The sequence below is a fragment of the Desulfosarcina sp. genome (assembly GCF_055467485.1).
Genome location: NZ_JBUOIV010000004.1, coordinates 107,500 through 122,157, shown reverse-complemented (window position 1 = coordinate 122,157; position 14,658 = coordinate 107,500). Strand labels below are relative to the sequence as shown.

At 54.8% G+C, this 14,658-nt stretch carries 14 protein-coding genes; 8 read left to right on the top strand and 6 right to left on the bottom strand.

The genetic code is table 11. The annotated features are described in order from the left end of the window. The first annotated feature begins 220 nt into the window (after positions 1 to 220). The 3 genes from ACZCED_RS03515 (at position 221) to ACZCED_RS03505 (ending at position 2,999) form a co-directional block, all read left to right on the top strand. The gene (locus ACZCED_RS03515) at positions 221 to 1,174 is read left to right on the top strand and encodes an MBL fold metallo-hydrolase (RefSeq protein ID WP_464860221.1); all 954 of its coding nucleotides are present in this window, start codon (positions 221 to 223) and stop codon (positions 1,172 to 1,174) included. Continuing rightward, the gene (locus tag ACZCED_RS03510; protein ID WP_464860220.1) at positions 1,161 to 2,081 is read left to right on the top strand and encodes a dihydroorotate dehydrogenase; all 921 of its coding nucleotides are present in this window, start codon (positions 1,161 to 1,163) and stop codon (positions 2,079 to 2,081) included. Before ACZCED_RS03515 ends, ACZCED_RS03510 begins: the two co-directional genes overlap by 14 nt. A gap of 336 nt (positions 2,082 to 2,417) precedes the next feature. Next, a complete protein-coding gene (locus tag ACZCED_RS03505) occupies positions 2,418 to 2,999 on the top strand; it encodes a chalcone isomerase family protein (RefSeq protein ID WP_462968375.1) in 582 nt (193 codons plus the stop codon). A 517-nt stretch (positions 3,000 to 3,516) separates the two neighbouring features. Here the strand turns inward: ACZCED_RS03505 and ACZCED_RS03500 are convergent. The 3 genes from ACZCED_RS03500 to ACZCED_RS03490 all read right to left on the bottom strand — a co-directional run bounded on the left by ACZCED_RS03500 (position 3,517) and on the right by ACZCED_RS03490 (position 5,797). Next, complete coding sequence (locus ACZCED_RS03500; protein ID WP_462968374.1) at positions 3,517 to 3,741, bottom strand: hypothetical protein; 225 nt, start codon at positions 3,739 to 3,741, stop codon at positions 3,517 to 3,519. Positions 3,742 to 3,841: 100 nt separating this feature from the next. Continuing rightward, a complete protein-coding gene (locus ACZCED_RS03495; protein WP_462968373.1) occupies positions 3,842 to 4,690 on the bottom strand; it encodes a rhomboid family intramembrane serine protease in 849 nt (282 codons plus the stop codon). Positions 4,691 to 4,837: 147 nt separating this feature from the next. Beyond that, positions 4,838 to 5,797, bottom strand: coding sequence for an aldo/keto reductase (locus ACZCED_RS03490; protein WP_462968372.1), 960 nt, complete (start codon positions 5,795 to 5,797; stop codon positions 4,838 to 4,840). Positions 5,798 to 5,949: 152 nt separating this feature from the next. Between ACZCED_RS03490 and ACZCED_RS03485 the strand changes: the two genes are divergently transcribed. After that, entirely contained in the window at positions 5,950 to 8,289 is a 2,340-nt protein-coding gene (locus tag ACZCED_RS03485) for a helicase C-terminal domain-containing protein (RefSeq protein WP_462968371.1), read from the top strand. Between the two features lie 75 nt (positions 8,290 to 8,364). Here ACZCED_RS03485 and ACZCED_RS03480 read toward each other — a convergent pair whose 3' ends face one another. The 3 genes from ACZCED_RS03480 to ACZCED_RS03470 all read right to left on the bottom strand — a co-directional run bounded on the left by ACZCED_RS03480 (position 8,365) and on the right by ACZCED_RS03470 (position 12,203). Next, on the bottom strand, positions 8,365 to 8,649 hold the full coding sequence (locus ACZCED_RS03480) for a hypothetical protein (protein ID WP_464860219.1): 285 nt from the start codon (positions 8,647 to 8,649) through the stop codon (positions 8,365 to 8,367). 892 nt (positions 8,650 to 9,541) lie between these two features. Continuing rightward, positions 9,542 to 10,219, bottom strand: coding sequence for a response regulator (locus tag ACZCED_RS03475; protein WP_464860218.1), 678 nt, complete (start codon positions 10,217 to 10,219; stop codon positions 9,542 to 9,544). After that, positions 10,188 to 12,203 (bottom strand): PAS domain-containing sensor histidine kinase, encoded by a 2,016-nt coding sequence (locus tag ACZCED_RS03470; RefSeq protein WP_464860217.1) that lies wholly within the window; start codon positions 12,201 to 12,203, stop codon positions 10,188 to 10,190. Before ACZCED_RS03470 ends, ACZCED_RS03475 begins: the two co-directional genes overlap by 32 nt. Before the next feature lie 149 nt (positions 12,204 to 12,352). On the opposite strand from ACZCED_RS03470, the gene ACZCED_RS03465 reads away from it, so the two are divergent. The 4 genes from ACZCED_RS03465 to ACZCED_RS03450 are packed head-to-tail and all read left to right on the top strand — an operon-like array spanning position 12,353 to position 14,658. Beyond that, on the top strand, positions 12,353 to 12,751 hold the full coding sequence (locus tag ACZCED_RS03465) for a hypothetical protein (RefSeq protein ID WP_462968367.1): 399 nt from the start codon (positions 12,353 to 12,355) through the stop codon (positions 12,749 to 12,751). A gap of 9 nt (positions 12,752 to 12,760) precedes the next feature. Further along, positions 12,761 to 13,096 (top strand): divalent-cation tolerance protein CutA, encoded by a 336-nt coding sequence (cutA, locus tag ACZCED_RS03460; protein WP_462968366.1) that lies wholly within the window; start codon positions 12,761 to 12,763, stop codon positions 13,094 to 13,096. Between the two features lie 4 nt (positions 13,097 to 13,100). Further along, positions 13,101 to 13,358 (top strand): hypothetical protein, encoded by a 258-nt coding sequence (locus ACZCED_RS03455; protein WP_462968365.1) that lies wholly within the window; start codon positions 13,101 to 13,103, stop codon positions 13,356 to 13,358. A gap of 58 nt (positions 13,359 to 13,416) precedes the next feature. Beyond that, positions 13,417 to 14,658, top strand: coding sequence for a NupC/NupG family nucleoside CNT transporter (locus ACZCED_RS03450; RefSeq protein ID WP_462968364.1), 1,242 nt, complete (start codon positions 13,417 to 13,419; stop codon positions 14,656 to 14,658).

The window sequence follows — 14,658 nt, the reverse complement described above, 5'->3', positions numbered from 1 at the left end:
TTCCTTTCCAATAAGCGTTTCAAACAAAAAATCTTAGCACAAATTCTGACCCGGGGGAAGACGGCCGGCACGTCGCTTGGCTTGCCGGCCGGTCCAAACGTCAGTCCAAACTCCAGCTTGATCAATTTTTCTGACTCGTCTATATTACCCTGTAATTCTTGTACGGCCCGGTTTTCCTTGCTGCGGACAATCGGTACACGGCAATTTCAATGGAGGAAATATGGTTGTTGACCGGATCGGAGAAATTGCCGACGGTGTCTACATGTTGGGGCACCGCGCCGTGCCGGTCTTTCTTGTTGACGGTGAGCGGCCGGCCCTGTTCGATGCCGGGCTGGCCTTTCTCGGACCGGTGTATGCCCGACAGATCCGGAAGGTGCTGAACGATCGCCAGCCGGGGTGGTGCTTTTTGACCCACTCCCATTTCGACCACTGTGGCGCCGTAGCCTATCTCAAGTCCCAATTCCCGGAAATGCAAGTGGTCTGCTCGCAAAAGGCCGCCAATGTCTTTGACCGGCCCCATGCGATTTCCCTGATCGTCGATCTCAACCAGTTCGCTGCCGGGATGGCGGTTGATTTTGGCGTCGATCCGGGTAACACGACCTTCGAATCGTTCAGCGTGGAGTTAACCGCTAAAGAGGGGGATTGTTTCGAGATATCACCGGATCTCACCGTCCAGGCCATGGAAACACCCGGGCACACATGGGATTTCCTCTCCTATTTCATACCCCAGCTTAAGTTGCTCGTTGCTTCGGAAGCCTTGGGCACACCGGATGAGACGGGCTACATCGTGACCGACTGTCTCGTGGACTACGATGTCCACTTCCGCTCCATGCAGCGGTTGAGCACACTGGATATAGAAACGCTTTGCCTGGGGCATGTTTATTCCTGCACCGGCGATGACGCCAGGCGGCATGTGGCTGAATCCCTGGTGCAAAGCCGCCGGTTTCGCAGCATGGTTGAGCGGTTTCTGGTCGCGGAAAACGGTCATATCCCGGCAGTGATGAAGCAGGTCAAAGCGGTTGAGTGGGATGGCAAATCCGGGATCCGGCAACCCGAGCCGGCTTATGTGCTCAACCTGGAAGCCCGCATCAACACCGTTGCGCGAAAATGGCAGGCAACGCGAAAAAACCACGAACCCAATCATCAGCAGAGATCTTCATATGGCTGCACCTGATCTGACCGTCGACATCGGCGGCCTGGAGCTTCAGAATCCGGTGATGACCGCTTCGGGCACCTTCGGCTACGCACGGGAGTTCGACCACTTTATTGACCTGAACCGCCTGGGTGGCATCATCGTCAAGGGCCTCTCCCTGAACCCCTCCAAAGGAAACCCGCCGCCGCGCATCGTCGAGACCGACTGCGGCATGCTCAATGCCATCGGGCTGGAAAACGTGGGCATCGATGGATTTATCAAGGATAAACTACCTTTTTTAAAGACCCTTCGCCCGCCTACCATTGCCAACATATACGGCAAGACCGTCGAGGAGTATGCGCTGCTGGCCGAACGGATGGAAACCCTCGATGCTGTAAAGGGACTGGAGGTGAACATCTCCTGCCCCAATGTCAAAGAGGGCGGGGTGGCCTTTGGCTCAGATCCGGCAATCGCTGGCGAGGTGGTCAGCGCCGTCCGGGAAAAGACGACTAAACACCTGATGGTCAAGCTCTCTCCCAACGTCACCGACATCGCCCGGATGGCCAGGGCAGCTGAAGATGCCGGAGCAGATGCCCTGTCGCTGATCAACACCATCACCGGTATGGCCGTTGACTTGTCCACGCGTCGTTCGAAACTGGCCAATCTCACCGGCGGCCTCTCCGGGCCGGCCATCAAGCCCGTTGCCCTGCGCATGGTCTGGCAGGTGTCCCAGGTGGTAAAAATACCCATTGTCGGTGTTGGCGGCATCATGAACGCCACGGATGCGTTGGAATTCATGATGGTGGGTGCCACGGCCGTGCAGGTGGGGACAGCCAATTTCGTCAATCCGGGCAGCACCCTGGCAATCATCGACGGCATGCAAAAGTGGCTGCAGCATGAAGGCCTCGATAATGTGAATCAGTTGATCGGGACACTGGTGACGCCCTGACAGAAGCCAGGTAAACGGAGGACTGATAACTGAGGACAGCGGTTCGACACACGGTGTCGATGGAATGGGCATGGTCGTCAGGGAACTTAACATTTACATCGCAAACAGAAAAAAGCCCTTCGTGGTCGTATATGTGAATGCCACTGCTCAGCCTATCATACCCGCTGAGGCGGTGATTCCGCTTTTTTTAAATTAAAGGATTGCAATTGATCAGGATTTCGGTAGATTCGCCAAGGATGTTGGCAGCGTCAACAAAACACTGATCCGGTTCGTTTACAAATATTGCCGTCCGATTGAGTGCCATCGGATCGGCGCTGACAAACAAAGGAGAGAAGAATGAGCAAAAGCGTGTTTGCGTCTGCCATGGCCGTGGTGTTCGTATTCGTTGTCGCCGGCATCGGTTACGCTGGCGAAGTGGAAATCCTGGGAGTGAAGTTTCCCACAGAAAAGGTTGTCGAAGGTAAAACCCTCAAATTGAACGGGGTCTCCTACCTAAAGAAACTCGGCTTCGTGAAGGTCTATGCGGTTGGCCTTTACCTTGAAAACCCCACCAAAGACCCCAGAGAGGTCATCGAATCCGAACAGGTCAAATACATGCTCACCCACTACCTGACCAGCAAGGCCACCGCCAAAAAAATCAGCGAAGGATTCGTCGAACTCATGGAGGAGGGCAACCCAAAGGACCTGGTGGATGCCAACCGTGCGGATATCGACAAATACGCCTCCTGGCTGGATGCGGATATGAAACCGGGATTGACTTCCGAATCCGTCTATGTCCCCGGCAAAGGGATCACGCTGACCTACCAGGGTCAGGTTAAGGGAACCATCCCGGGGAACACCTTCGCACAAATGTACTATCGTTACAATGTCGGCGAAAATGCGGATAAAAAGATCCGGGAGGGGCTGCTGGGAATGTAAAAAAAGAGGGACGGCTGAAGGCTTGAGACTGAAGGTGCAAAGAATCTGGACGGCGGTTGGCTTGCCGCCCCGTCCTTTTCATTCGTCGAAGCCCAGCCGGGCAGCATCATTCACGCTGCACTGGTTGCCCCCAAGAAAAGGTCTGGGGCAGGCTGATTTACTTCATCCTGCCCTTTTCTAGTTTGCCACGCATGGCGCAATTCATTAAGGTGAACGTCTATTCTCGGCCGCATTGGCGTTTTGAAACATTGCATCGATATCTGCGCCAACGCCGAACCCTTCGCTCCGTGAACCCCAGTAATATCCCCCCTCCCTGTGACCGGATCTGTCACACCCAGGCGATAGATTGTCGACCATGATGAACCGTTGGTGAGGCGGTTGCTTTTACTTAAATGGTGAAAGGGCATGGAGATGAGACAGATCGCTTACGGAGTGGTGGACTGCTGCTGGATGATCATCATCGTTATGGTCGGCGCCATGGTGACGCTGATCGTTGGCGCTTGAGCACGCAATCCGGTCAGCCGGCATCAAGGGGAAACTGTCGGGAAAACGCCTCTGCGTTTTCCACCAGATCGATGCCGCTGCCGGTGATGGATGCGGTGCAGGCGGCATAGGGAAGACACTCCACTGACGGTGAGAGGGAGACGAAGCCTTTTTTTTCCAGGTAGACCATGTTCCAGTTCAATGCTTTGACCGTCGTCTGGCAGGATGTCTCCAATTGGGGCAGTTCCACTTCGGCCAAGGGATGTTCCTGAAAAAGATCATACAGGGTCAGCAGGATGCATCGGCGAAGGGTGAAGCTGTCTTTGTGCGGTTGATTGTTCAGAATTTGACCTCGACAGTTATAACCGCAGAAACAGGCCGGAGAACATCGCCCATAACAAGACGGCGGCTGTGCCGGCCAGGCATAGACTCCCCAAGAGGCGATGGCGCATGTTTTCCTTTTTGCGATCTTGATATCCCATGAGGCGTCCCATCAGGATGCCTGCTGCCATGCCGCCGCCGTGGGCCCAGTTGTTGATGCCCGGTATAATCACCCCGAACAGGACGATGCCCAGCGCCCAGCCACCCACTTGGCGATAGATCGCATGACCGTAGGTGCCGCCACGGCTTTTTCCATAATAAAGCGAGGCCCCGATGAGGCCGCAGACGGCAGCCGATGCGCCAATGGTAAAGCTGACACCGGCCAAATAGGAGACCATAAAACCGGCCACACCGCTCAGCGTGTAGATGACGATCATGCGATGGGTGCCGTATTCACCAATGACCAGGGGAGAAATCTGACGAAGGGCCAGCATGTTGAAAGCGAGGTGAAGAATCCCGCCGTGAAGATAGGATGCCGATACCAGGGTCCACCAGTGATGGAAGCGGTCAATGGGGATAGCGCCGGTGGCGCCAAGCAGGAGCAGACTTTGACTGTCCGGTGCGAGAACGCTCATCGGGTTTGCCGACAGATTCATCCCGCGGCCGCTGATCAACAGGGAGAGCAGGTACATGGCGGCATTGACGACAATGATCGTGTTGATGAGCCGATCGGCGCTGCTGAACCCCTTGGCGAGAAAGCCGTTTTTCCATCTGGCTCCCGGTGTCCCCAGGCCGCAGTAGGGGCATTTGCGTTCATCGGCACTGACCAGTTTACGGCATCCGGGGCAGAGCAGGGCATTTTTTCGAGAGTCGTTCCCGTTTACCATGGACATCCTTTAGTTATCGAGAGGTCAAACGGTTTTCCATTCAGCGATTAAAGGTTTTGTTGTTCCTCAAGATTACCCGATCAAACCAGCCGGAAAGAAATTAAACGCGAAGTCAACAAGCCTGAACGGTAAACCACAACCATTTTTCTACCATTTCCATTGCACCGGATTATCGTCCGCCAGATCGGCTACCGGACGACTGATGCGGTCCAATTCATCCAACTCGGACTCGGTTAACGTGACGTCGGCCGCTTTGGCATTGTCTGCGGCCTGCCGGGCATTGCGGGCGCCGGCAATGGCGCAGACACCGGGTTTGGCGATCACCCAGGCCAGGGCCAACTGGGCCATGGTAATGCCTTTTTTCTCGGCCATGGGTCGAAGTGCGCCTAATGCCTGTTGCACATGCGGGTAGAGATCCGGCTGAAACAGCCGATTGCTGCTGCGGTGGTCCCCTTTCTCGAATTGGTGATCCGGACCGAATTTTCCGGTGAGCAGTCCCTGGGCCATGGGTGAATAGGCCAGGATGGTCACCTGGTTTTCCCGGCACCAATCCAGGCTGCCGGATTCCACATGGCGCCATAACAGAGAGTAGGGGGGTTGGAGACTCTCTATGGGCCCGATTTCACATATGGCTTTGAGTTGATCCAGAGAGAAGTTGGAGACACCGATAGCGCGGATTTTTCCTTGGTCCTTGAGGTCTGTCAGGGCCTTCATGGTTTCTTGCATGGGCACTGGTTTGGCACCGAAGGAACCCGGGGGCCAGTGAATCTGATAGAGGTCCAGGTAGTCGGTTCCCAGGTTTTTAAGGGAGCGGTGGCAGGCGGCGATCACCTGGTCATATCCGAGATGGTTGGAAAACACCTTGGACAGAATCAGCACTTTGTCCCGGTAACTGCCGATGGCCTTGCCCAGCACCTTCTCCGAGTGCCCGTTTCCATATACCTCAGCCGTATCGAAAGTGGTGATGCCGGCGTCCATGGCCGCCTGCACGGCCCTTTGGCTTTGCGCATCATCGATGCCCGTCCACATGGATTTGCCGGTCTGCCAGGTGCCCATGATTATGGGGGACAGGTGGATGTCCGTATTTCCAAGCACTCTTGATTCCATTTTTCCTCCCTTTGCGATCCCATTGCATGTTTGCCAGGCTGGTTGACGCACCCGTGACGATTTGCCGGCTTGACCAAACGTATTTAGCTATTTACAGTAGTGCCCGTTTTAGTGAAAGGCAAGCAGAAGCGGTCAGAAGGGGTAGCACGGGCTTGAAACAACGACATCAAATTGCAGTCAGAACGCTGGTAGACATCGTTCTCCGAGCCGGTGACCTGGACATGCGATTTGCCATGTCCGGGCGACCCCTCGAAGGGATTCGAGCCCATCAGAAAATACAGCGACAACGGCCTGATGGGTATCGCGCAGAGGTGCCGGTCTCCTTGGAAGTGGAGACGACGGACCTGATCCTGATCGTTGCCGGTCGAATCGATGGTGTACTCGAAACCGATGGAGCGATCATCGTCGAAGAGATCAAATCCACCACCACAGACCTGAAAAGCCTCCAAAAGGAGCCGGATCGATGCCATTGGGGCCAGGCCAAGGTTTATGCCTACCTGCTGGCCCGTGCGCAGGACCTCGGGGCGGTGACCGTCCAACTGACATATTGCCATCTGGATACCGGCGACACCCTTGAACTGGTCGAGGAGTTGACCCGTGACGCTCTGGAAGCTTTTTTCCAGGAACTGATCGACCGTTATCTGAAGTGGGCCACGACCCTCGTCCGGTGGCGGCACCTTCGCAATGCGGCCATCATTTCAATCGGCTTCCCCTTTATGCCTTATCGAGCCGGCCAACGCACCATGGCGGTCGCCGTTTATCGAACCCTCCGGGATGGCGGCCAGGCGATTATCCAGGCGGCGACAGGCATCGGCAAAACCATGGCGGTGCTCTTCCCTGCGCTCAAGACGCTCGGCGAGGGCTATACCGACCGGCTTTTTTTTCTTACTGCCCGCAATACCGGCAAGGCTTCTGCCATCAGCGCCCTGAACATCCTGCAGGCGTCGGGGCTTCGATTGAAGCGGGTTTCCCTGACTGCCAAGGACCAGATCTGCTTTTGTCCCGACGCCACCTGCAATCCTGATGCATGCGCGTATGCCAGCGGTCATTTCGATCGACTGCCGGACGCTATGGATGATGCTTTCTCGCGGGACGACCTGGATCGCAGCACCATAGAGGCCGTGGCACAATCCCACAGGGTCTGCCCATTTGAGCTTTCCCTGGAGTTGGCCCGCTGGGCGGATTGCATTATTTGCGATTATAACTACGCCTTCGATCCACGCGTGTACCTGAAACGCTTTTTCGATGAGGAAAACGGCGCTTATGCCTTTCTGGTAGACGAGGCACACAACCTGGTGGACCGCTCCCGGGAAATGTTTTCCGCCCAGCTGAGTAAAATCGATTTCCTCGACCTCAGGCGGGCGGTGAGAAAGCACCTGCCAGCTGTTTATCGGGCGGCGGGAAAGATCAATGCCTGGATGCTCGATGCCCGAAAAAGGACTCATGAAGCCGGCGGCTTTCACTCCGAGGCCAACCTGCCTGACGGATTGGAACCCGTGTTGCGTGTTTTTCTGCGGGTGTCGGAGCGTTGGCTGGCCAAGAATCAATCGACGCCCTTCCGCGAAATTGTCATGGATCGCTTCTTCGAAGTCAGCGGGTTTTTGCGAGTGTGGGATCAGTTTGACGACAGCTATGTGACCTGCAGCAAGGCAGCCGGCAAGGACCTGCAGATCAAACTTTTCTGCCGTGACCCCGCCCGGCACCTGAAAATGGCCCTGCGGCGTTCCCGGTCGGTCGTTTTTTTTTCGGCCACCATGACACCGGCAGGCTATTTCAGGGATATTCTGGGATGCGAACCGACCGCGGCCATGCTGGCCATCCCGTCTCCTTTTCCTCCAAAAAACCTGAAGGTGTTCATTGCTGGCGGCATATCCACCTATTACACCCAGCGCGAACGGAGCATCGATCCGATTGTGGCACTCATCCGGAGCTTTATCCACCCCAAGAAAGGCAACTACCTGTGCTTTTTTCCTTCCTATGAATACATGAGCATGGTGGTCGGTCGATTTGAAGAATCGGCGGATGAGGTTCAAGTCCTGGTACAGATGCGTGAGATGGACGAAGCGGGGCGTGTCCGGTTCCTCGAGCATTTTTCAACGCAGAACAATCAACCGATGGTCGGATTTGCCGTAATGGGAGGGATTTTTGGTGAAGGCATCGACTTGGTGGGCGAGCGGCTCAGTGGTGCGGTCATTGTGGGTGTTGGCTTGCCGGCCGTCTGCCCGGAAAGAGACCTGATTCGCCGCTATTTCGATGAGCGGGGCACCGGATTTGATTTTGCGTACCGTTTCCCGGGGATCAACCGAGTTCTGCAAGCTGCGGGCCGGGTGATTCGCACTGCTCAGGATCGCGGGGCGTTGCTGCTCGTTGATCAGCGGTTTTGTCATTCCACTTACCAGGGGTTGCTGCCAGAGCAGTGGGCCATGGCCAGGGTCGTATCCGAACAGCAAATGCAACGCGGGCTGAAGCGATTCTGGTTGTCCGGCGATTGACCGAGGCTGCACGGGAAGGATGTTTTTTCCCTTGGCCGCTTGCATCGACGCCGGTAGAAAGGGCTTCAATCCGGTCTATTTCAGTTTGGCCGGCTTTTCGATTTTTGTCGTATCCGCCGGCGTGCTCAGGCAATAGGTGCGCCAGTCGCAGTCGATGATGTCACAGTCCGCATTGCCCATTTTGAAGCAGTCCGCCACCCCCGCCGTTCGCTGCAGGCTCCGGACCATGGCGATAATGTCGACTTGTCCCTTGGAATGAAGCTTTTTTTCGATGTCATTCTTGGCGGTCTGGTTGGAATTGTTGCCGGAACGAAATGGTTTCTGGTTTTCTGGTACGGAAGATCGATATTGATCCATCATCGTTAGCTCTTTTGATGTTGGTCAAAGGCCAGGGGGTGCGAAGACGATATCGTTGATTCGAAAACGGATGAAAGAGCCTTTTCCATGGAGCCACATGCGGCGGTGTAGGCAACCCGAAGAGCGCCTGAAAAGCCGGGAAACAGATGGTATCGGCTGGCCGCAACCGTTTATCCTGTTGGCCGATGCAGTTTTATCCGAACAAAGTGCCATGAATCGGCGCAATCCCAAGCCATGGACTGGGCCAGACAATTTAGAACGGCAAGCAAGGACGCTAATATGGGCTCATCATGGCCGCAGATGGTGACTTGATGTGGTAGCGGCTTTCCTCGGTGCAGTCGATGGCGCTGTAACAGATGCTTTTCGCGGTTATCAGATGGAATTCCTGAACGTCATGCAAAATTTTACAGTCTTTCAGGCATTCATCCTTCGGGTCGTTCCTTCTTTCGCAGGTTTTGCATGGAGAAGATATCATCTTGTTCTCCTTTCTTAGCATTCGCCGTACCATCACTGGCTGTTAAAAGAACATGGTACCCGTTAACCTCCCTATCTGTTGTCCATCATTGAAAATCATTGGCAGGATCGGTCGATTCTCCACCCCTTTTAGACAACCGACCCTTCTCTGCTTTGTATATACTATCGGCAGTAGAAAAAATGTCTATAGGTCATTCGACTCATTTATTTAGGTTTTTTTACTATATCCCGGGAGAAATTCCCGAGTGGTGAGAAATCTTGTGGGTTAAAGAGGAATTAAATACAAGATGTTGAGATGGCTTCAAACCGAATTTGAACCATCCGTTGTAGGTCACTGGCGGGAAATTGCGTCGATGCGATGATTCTGGTGTTAACACATGATGGTTTTAGTTTGCACCTGTGCTTCAATCCGCATCAGGCCCTACTCTTTCCAGAGGTCGATATCAATGAGCCCCAGTTTGGCCGCGTAGCGAACGAGATCCATGGCGCTGTGTAAATCGAGTTTTTTCATGATGTTGGACCGGTGGTTCTCGACGGTTTTAATGCTGATGCAAAGCCGGTCGGCGATTTCCGATTTTGGGAGCCCTTCGGCCAGCATGCGCATGATTTCCTGTTCCCTGGGGGTGAGACGGCCATAGTCCGTATCGCTCACCCTTGCCTCGCGGACCGGTGATTTCATCAGTCGCTCCACCACCTCGTGAGAGATGGAACTGTCCAGAAAATACTCACCTTGAATGACGGCATGTAGCCCTTGCACCAGTCGGCCAGCGGCTGATTCCTTGACCACGTAGCCGGTTGCACCGGCCTGGAAGGCTTCCACGATGTAATCGATTTTCGAGTGCATGCTGATGATCATCACCCGGGTGTGCGGCAGGGCTTCCCTTATTCGTCGGGTCAACTGCATGCCGCTCTCATCGGGCAATGAAATGTCCACCAGTGCCACATCAGGTTTGATTTTTTTGGCCATGGCCAAACCATTGCGTGAATCTCCGGCCTCGCCTTCGACCACGAAATGACGGTCCCCGGCAATGATGGATTTAAGGCCTTCTCTGAACAGCGGGTGGTCGTCAATAATGAGAATGCTTTTCCTGGAAGACACTGCTTTTCTCCTTTAGCGGAATGGCAATGAAAATATAGGTGCCTTTGTTGGGCTTGGATTGGATGTTGATTTTTCCTTGGAGCAGACGAACCCGTTCCACCATGCTCTGAAGGCCCATGCGCTTTTCCTTCAGGGCCCGCTTCCGGCGATCGTTTACGTCGAATCCTTTACCATTGTCCTTGATACGTATGACGATATCCGGAGAGGAAGTGACCACCCGGATCGTCACCCGGTTGGCGCCGGCGTGCCGTTTGATGTTGTTCAAGGCTTCCTGGATCAGCCGGTAGATGTTGATTTCCGTTTCATATTCCAGGTCCAACTCGTCCACGCCGGCCGCAGCGAAATCGATCTCCGTCGTAGTGGATTTTGAAAAATCCTCACAATACAGGTAAAGGGTTTTGACTAAACCCAACTGGTCGAGGCCGGGGGGGCGCAGATCGTAGGCCATGTCCCTGACAGCCGCAATCGATCGCTGCAGGATATCAGACAATTGGGCAACTTTTTTATTGGTTTCGGTCGACTGGTCTTTGAACAGCGTTTCCAGGCTGATTTTCAGGGTGGACAGGTCCTGGGCAATGTGGTCATGCAAATCCCGGGATATTTTAAGGCGCTCATTTTCTTGCGCTTTAATCAATTGGTGAGTGAGAAACTGTACCTGATCCTGGGCCTGTTTGCGCTGGGTGACATCCACACCGACACTCAGGATTTCGACGATCCGGTCTTTTTTATCCCGGACGACCTTGTTGGTCCATGCAATCCAGGCTCGCCGACCGCCACGACGGATATTTTCCATTTCATTGGTGGGGTATCGTTCCGGATGTTTCAAAAAGTCCATCATCAGGGAGCGATAGTCGCGCCCTTCGGATGACCGCCATGGAATGATGCTTCCCAGTATATTCCGTCCGATGACCTCCTGTTCGGGAAACCCGAAAAATTGTCGGGCATATTCATTGAAAAAGGTTATGTGTCCCAAGGGGTCATAGCGAACGATAATGCTGTTGGTATTCTGGACCAGTTCCCGGTATTTTGCCTCGCTGCGGCGAAGGGCGGCTTCGGATTTTTTTCGGGCGGTTACATCCCTGGCAATAGTGTGGGCACACGCGTTGCCGGCAATCACGATCTTGCGGCTGCTGAACTCGGTATAGATGGTGCGGCCGTCTTTTCTGGCGATTCTTGCCTCGCCGGAGATGGATTGACCGGCCCAGATGCGTTTAAAAAAATCGCTGTGCCGTTGGGGGTCGACCTTGGCGTAGAGATCGAAAATTTTGAGTTTCTTGAGTTCATCCGGTCGGTAGCCGGTCAACTGGGTGGCGCTGCGGTTGAAAATCAGGATGGCGCCATCGGCACCGCTGATAAAAATGGCATCCCGGGAGCCGTCGAAAATGATGCGGTGCCGCTCCTGGCTCTCCCGCAATGTCTTTTCGATTTTTTTTCGGTCCTCAATTTCGTTGAGCAGGTGTTCGTTGATCAGGGTCAGGTCACGGGTCCGGGCGTGTACCCGCTCTTCCAGTTCCTCTTCGGCTTCTTTCCGCTGGTGAATGTCGATGATCATGCCGAATTTGGAAATGGATCCGTCCGGATGCACGAGTGGGGTATCGATCACGTAATACCAGCGCTGATCTTTGGGGCTCTTCACCTCCCAGCGAACGGTTTCCCCTTTGAATACGCGCTCGTTGCGGCACCATGGGCAAACCTTTTCCAGGTTGTGCAAGACCTTGTGGCAACGTTGCCCTGTTCCGTCAAAACCCGTGCGCTGGATCAGCCGCCTGTTCATGAACTCGATGCGATAGTCTTTGGTGCAAACATAGACAAATCCGTCAAACGCGTGGATGATGGCGGACAGTTGAAGATCCCTTTCCTTCAACGCTGGCTGGGAAGGACGATGCCCGTCGTCAGGGGAGGCGATGGCAGCACCGGGTGTTCCGCCGGACTGAAATCCCTTGGCAGGCATGGCAAGGTGTTCCAATCGGCTGCGTTCGCTCATCCGGACGACTCCTGTGGGTGGTTGCAGGTGGGTCAATGCTGTGACTGCTGAAAAGTTATCTCAAGAACCCTCTCCCTGAAAAGAAAAAACTTTGAAAAAGATGAAATATTCGTTAGAACACGATACATTGGCTAAAAAGGTGGCCCAACGTGACTGACAATGAACCGCAGGAAAACAACGATGAACGCCGGATCAGCATCAAACAGGCCGTCTCCGCTTACGCCCAAAGCGAGAAGGTCAAGTCTGGATTAATCTGGATCTGCCAGGTCTCCGACCAGGTGGCAGCTATGGATGCTCCGGGCAGACGGCAGGGATTGAATCTCCTTAAAACGCTCGCTCATATGGTTGCCGATGAATCTGATCTGGCCGGCAGGATCACTGGTGACAGGTGCTGGTATGAAATTGGAAAAAAGATCAATATGGCGCTGGTAATGATCAATTCCGGCGTTCCCCAGGAGACCGCCTTTCATCTGACGCAGGCCCTGACCCGCGTTACCCGCCTTGGTGGGCGGGCCGCATCGGTTTTAAAGGAGAGAGGTCTTCTATAGGAGGTCGTCATGACCGTATCCATTGTATATATAACAGCGGGAAGTATGGATGAGGCGGCACGCATCGGAAAAACGCTGGTCCAAGAACGACTGGCCGCCTGTGTGAATATAATCGACGGCATGCGCTCATTATATGAGTGGGACGGAACCCTTCAGGACGACCGGGAGGTAGTGATGATTGTCAAAACCCGGTCCAGCCGGGTAGCCGAATTGACCAGCGCGGTCAAGGCCATCCACAGTTATGACTGCCCCTGTGTCGTTGAACTGCCGGTGTCCGGCGGCAACAGCGCTTTTTTGGACTGGATCGGCAAGCAGGTGGATTCCCCATCATCGGAGGACCAATAGCATCATGAAAGACAAAATCGGTATCTTCTACTACCCCGTTCCTGAAAATAAGCGGGTGCGCATGTATGTCCGCGAGAAAAACGAGGATGTCGAATTCAGAATGAAGAATGAAGACGATCCCAGCGTCTGGAATGATCACGGCTGGGTCCCTTATGGTGCCATTCAACAGGCTCAGGTGTTGTATGAGAAGCGCGGTCGGTTCGATCCGAATCGGGCCTACGACATCCAGATAGCGAAAGTTTTGATCCGGGACGGCGGATAGAGCGAATCCGCGATGAATGGGTTTCGGCAACGCTAGCATAAGACTAGGGACAGCATCCATGGTTTTACAGGGATCGGCAGGGCTGGTGGCATTTCTGCTCCTGGCATGGCTGATGAGTGAAAACCGCAAACAGGTGTCGTTGAAGGTGGTTGGCGTGGGCATCGGCGCCCAGGTGGTCACCGGCCTGATTCTGCTTAAGGTGCCTGTATTCAGGCAATTCTTTCTGATGCTGAACGACGGGGTCATGGCACTGGAGGCGGCCACTACGGCCGGCACGGCTTTTGTCTTCGGCTATCTTGGCGGCGCACCGTTGCCCTTTGTCGAGACCTATCCCGGCGCCGCATTCGTGCTTGCGTTCAGGGCGCTACCGCTGGTTCTGGTAATCAGCGCCCTGTCGGCCCTGCTGTTTCACTGGCACATTCTTCCCGTGGTGGTCACAGGGTTTTCCTGGTGTTTGCGAAAGACCATGGGGCTGGGCGGTGCCGAAGGATTAGGCGTTTCGGCCAACATATTTGTAGGCATGGTGGAGTCCCCGCTGTTCGTGCGGCCCTATCTGGAAAAAATGACCCGCAGTGAGTTGTTCACCCTGATGACGGCCGGGATGGCCACCATTGCCGGTACGGTGATGGTGCTATACGCCAGCATCCTGAGTGATGCCATTCCTGGTGTCATGGGCCATATCCTCACCGCTTCGATCATCAGCGTACCGGCCGCCGTCACCGTGGCGAAGATCATGGTCCCCGAAACCCGATCTCCCACCGGTGGACAGCTGGCGGTGGCGAATCCGGATGCCGGCAGCATGGATGCTGTCACCCGGGGCACGCTTCAAGGTGTTGAACTGTTGATCAATATCGTCGCCATGCTGGTGGTGCTGGTGGCCCTGGTTCATCTTGTCAACACAATGCTGGGGGTATTTCCGGACATGGGCGGGCGGCCGCTCACCCTCCAGCGGGTGCTGGGAGGCGTGATGGCGCCGATCGTCTGGTTCATGGGGGTGCCCTGGAAGGAGGCACCGGTGGCCGGCAGCCTCATGGGCGTCAAGACTATTTTGAATGAATTTCTCGCCTACCTGGAACTTAGCCGACTTGCACCGGGTGCACTGAGTGATCGCAGCATGCTTATCATGACGTATGCCATGTGCGGGTTTGCCAACCCCGGCAGTCTGGGGATCATGATCGGGGGCATGGGAACCATGGCCCCGGGACGCCGTAGCGAAATCGTCGCCCTGGGTTTACGCTCAGTGGCGGCCGGTACACTGGCCACCTGCATGACGGGTGCTGTGGTGGGGATTTTGCACTGA

What these genes read in the sequence shown, in the direction of transcription:
- ACZCED_RS03470 (WP_464860217.1), bottom strand. Translation starts at nt 12,203, where the DNA reads ATGAGCGAACGCAGCCGATTGGAACACCTTGCCATGCCTGCCAAGGGA.
- ACZCED_RS03495 (WP_462968373.1), bottom strand. Translation starts at nt 4,690, where the DNA reads ATGGTAAACGGGAACGACTCTCGAAAAAATGCCCTGCTCTGCCCCGGA.
- ACZCED_RS03450 (WP_462968364.1), top strand. Translation starts at nt 13,417, where the DNA reads ATGGTTTTACAGGGATCGGCAGGGCTGGTGGCATTTCTGCTCCTGGCA.
- ACZCED_RS03480 (WP_464860219.1), bottom strand. Translation starts at nt 8,649, where the DNA reads ATGATGGATCAATATCGATCTTCCGTACCAGAAAACCAGAAACCATTT.
- ACZCED_RS03455 (WP_462968365.1), top strand. Translation starts at nt 13,101, where the DNA reads ATGAAAGACAAAATCGGTATCTTCTACTACCCCGTTCCTGAAAATAAG.
- ACZCED_RS03505 (WP_462968375.1), top strand. Translation starts at nt 2,418, where the DNA reads ATGAGCAAAAGCGTGTTTGCGTCTGCCATGGCCGTGGTGTTCGTATTC.
- ACZCED_RS03490 (WP_462968372.1), bottom strand. Translation starts at nt 5,797, where the DNA reads ATGGAATCAAGAGTGCTTGGAAATACGGACATCCACCTGTCCCCCATA.
- cutA (WP_462968366.1), top strand. Translation starts at nt 12,761, where the DNA reads ATGACCGTATCCATTGTATATATAACAGCGGGAAGTATGGATGAGGCG.
- ACZCED_RS03510 (WP_464860220.1), top strand. Translation starts at nt 1,161, where the DNA reads ATGGCTGCACCTGATCTGACCGTCGACATCGGCGGCCTGGAGCTTCAG.
- ACZCED_RS03515 (WP_464860221.1), top strand. Translation starts at nt 221, where the DNA reads ATGGTTGTTGACCGGATCGGAGAAATTGCCGACGGTGTCTACATGTTG.